At 52.6% G+C, this 2,451-nt stretch carries 5 protein-coding genes; all 5 read right to left on the reverse strand.

What is annotated here, in order from left to right; translation table 11 throughout:
• A partial coding sequence (locus ACVRRC_RS21585) for a hypothetical protein (RefSeq protein ID WP_472997527.1) occupies nt 1-210 on the reverse strand: 210 nt, incomplete at its 3' end.
• A 14-nt stretch (nt 211-224) separates the two neighbouring features.
• On the reverse strand, nt 225-1,130 hold the full coding sequence (locus tag ACVRRC_RS21590) for a DNA cytosine methyltransferase (RefSeq protein WP_131680401.1): 906 nt from the start codon (nt 1,128-1,130) through the stop codon (nt 225-227).
• A 42-nt stretch (nt 1,131-1,172) separates the two neighbouring features.
• Nucleotides 1,173-1,391, reverse strand: coding sequence for a hypothetical protein (locus tag ACVRRC_RS21595; RefSeq protein ID WP_131680400.1), 219 nt, complete (start codon nt 1,389-1,391; stop codon nt 1,173-1,175).
• Nucleotides 1,392-1,401: 10 nt separating this feature from the next.
• Nucleotides 1,402-1,806: a hypothetical protein gene (locus ACVRRC_RS21600; RefSeq protein ID WP_094962613.1), complete on the reverse strand. Its 405-nt coding sequence runs from the start codon at nt 1,804-1,806 to the stop codon at nt 1,402-1,404.
• A gap of 13 nt (nt 1,807-1,819) precedes the next feature.
• Nucleotides 1,820-2,149, reverse strand: coding sequence for a glutaredoxin domain-containing protein (locus tag ACVRRC_RS21605; RefSeq protein ID WP_472533516.1), 330 nt, complete (start codon nt 2,147-2,149; stop codon nt 1,820-1,822).
• Between the last annotated feature and the right edge of the window lie 302 nt (nt 2,150-2,451).

Consider the following 2,451-nt stretch of genomic DNA (forward strand, 5'->3'; position numbering starts at 1 on the left):
TTCAGGGAAATTGTCTCGGACAGAAGGCCTGGAAAAAAAGAGAACATGAGAAACCAGCGCAATCGCGACTCCCATCCACAGCGAGTTGACATCCAACGCCCCCATAAGGCCCGCGACGCCTGCGCCAAACAGGGCGTATGCCAAAGCGGCGTACTGAACCAGCATGACCAATTCTCGGCGGTCGGCCTTCTGCTCTTCCGTTAATTTCATCTTTTTCTCCAGGGTTAATGAGTGAGGGAAAACTTATCGCTAACCTGCGCCATGTAGCGGATCATCTCAGTGCCCACCCATTCACCGACGTAGGTGCTCACGCCGTTACCGATCTGCTTATACGCTGAGGTTTCGCATACCGGGAACTCAAACCAGTCGGGCACGCCTTGCAAGCGAGCATACTCACGCACCGAATAAGGGCGCGCACCCAGCGGGAAACGCTTATCGACCACGAGTCGCGTTGAACGGTCCTTCGCGTAATGAGCGACACACGTTGGTGCGATATCACCCTTGGCAGGGTCGCTAATGATGGGTAAATCGCGATAGCCGCCCCGTAGCCGCGTTTCTACTGATTTAGGGATACGAACGGACGGGTTATCCTCCAAAATCGCACTGAGAGGGATTGGGCGCGTATTTTCCGGCGGGCGAACATCAAACGGGCGACGCGTGCCGATTATGATCAGACGATGCCGACGTTGCGGTACCCACAGCTCCGATTTCACCGGGCAGAATACCTGAATGAAATACCCGGCCAGTTTGGTCATTGTTTCCATGACAATTGGGAACGCCAACATGCCCGGCACGTTCTCGATAACGTAGAACTCAGGCTGGGCAACCGCCAGGTGACGCAGTGCGTGCAGGAAAAGCTCATCGCCAGTCCGCGTGCCGTGGATATCGCCGATCGTTGAATACTTCGTACAGGGATAAGTAAACGACATGCCGTGACAGCTATCCTGTTCCAACACCATTTCCTGCGTGATGTCGCAGTGTTTGATATGGTTCCCCAGATTGTGGCGATAGGTCTTAACGGCGTCTTTGTCCAGCTCGAAAGACTGGGCGATCTGAATACCGGCATTCTTCAGGCCGATATCCATCAGCCCGGCACCGCAAAAATAACTGTTCATTAGAACGGGAGACATTCGACATTCCTTAAAGATGGTCGATGAATTTTATGGCTTTGCTCAACCAGAGAAATATTCAGCGAAGTTAATCCAAACAATGCTCGCCGCTGTGCTAATCAGCACGATACCCGTGACCACGTCGAGGCCGATTGAATCCGCCTGGCTACCACGCGGCAGAATACATAAGACGAGCGAACACACGATCAGGAAAACGGTCAGCATCATGCTAAACAACGACGCCCCACCCTCAGTTGAAAACAAAAGCTCGTAAACAGTCATGGTTTTTCTCTCAGTGATTGTTCTTGCGTTCAGCGGCATACAGACGAGCCAGAATGCCATTCAGCGCGCCATCCAGGACCTTGTAATACGACTCGGTGCCCCCCATGTCGTCACGCATATCCAGCAGCGCCTCCAGCTCGGCATCGTCGATCGGTTGCACCTCATTGGTGGTGGCCGACAACACTTCACCAGCATCAACCGAGATCCCAGCTTTAAACAGCGCGTCGATAGCGTCCTGCCGGTACATCACCGCGCGGCCAGAAGGTGGTGTCCAAGCGATCGGTTCCAGTTTCACGGCAACGTTTATTTCAGCGGCCATCAAGGCTTCAGTCAGTTGCGCCAACAAAATAACGTCTGCACCGCTCGGAGGTTGCAGCCCTAAGGCTGGTGGAATAGCGACGGTTTGATAGCTCACGGCATTCACCTTCTTACTTCGCTTCACCTGGAGCCGAAAACAGTTCGGGCTCACGCATTTCGATAGAGACACGCATCCGGGCATAACCAGTAATGCTATAACCGTCTGGCTTACCTTCGATCAGTGCCTTGATAAATTCAGGCCGGTACCCAGACCAGGAAAGCGCCATCCCTGTATCAGGCTCCACCAGCACGACAGGGGCCGATTTGAAACCTAGGTTGCGGAACAGCTCACGATGCTTTTCGATACTGCCTTCCACGAACTCAATCCCGTTTGCGGCAAAACGCTCTTTGGTCATGCGGCAAGGCTGGCAATTCGGCAGACTGAAGACGATGACTTTCATGGTGACCTCTGTTATTGGTTTATTTGTTTACCTGCAACCAGTATCCGCTGACACCAACAGCTGACGAAGCATTTGACGTAAAAAAAGCACCTCGAAAGATGCTTTTTATTTAGGATTTTGAAACGCCTATTCAGCATGACGTTTTGGCGACTAACCGCAGTGATATCTGTCCGCTAATAGCCTCGTTTATATTTTCTCGCATAGAACAACGCTGCGATAGCGGCGAACCCTTCGGTACGCAATTCCAGATACACAGCCAGATCGTAACTCTTCATCCCTTGGCCTCCGCTGTAGGCTTACTG

The organism is Stutzerimonas sp. LR2 (assembly GCF_055755175.1).

Excerpts from the sequence above, each read along its gene's own strand:
- ACVRRC_RS21595 (WP_131680400.1), bottom strand. The coding sequence starts at position 1,391 with ATGACTGTTTACGAGCTTTTGTTTTCAACTGAGGGTGGGGCGTCGTTG.
- ACVRRC_RS21605 (WP_472533516.1), bottom strand. The coding sequence starts at position 2,149 with ATGAAAGTCATCGTCTTCAGTCTGCCGAATTGCCAGCCTTGCCGCATG.
- ACVRRC_RS21590 (WP_131680401.1), bottom strand. The coding sequence starts at position 1,130 with ATGTCTCCCGTTCTAATGAACAGTTATTTTTGCGGTGCCGGGCTGATG.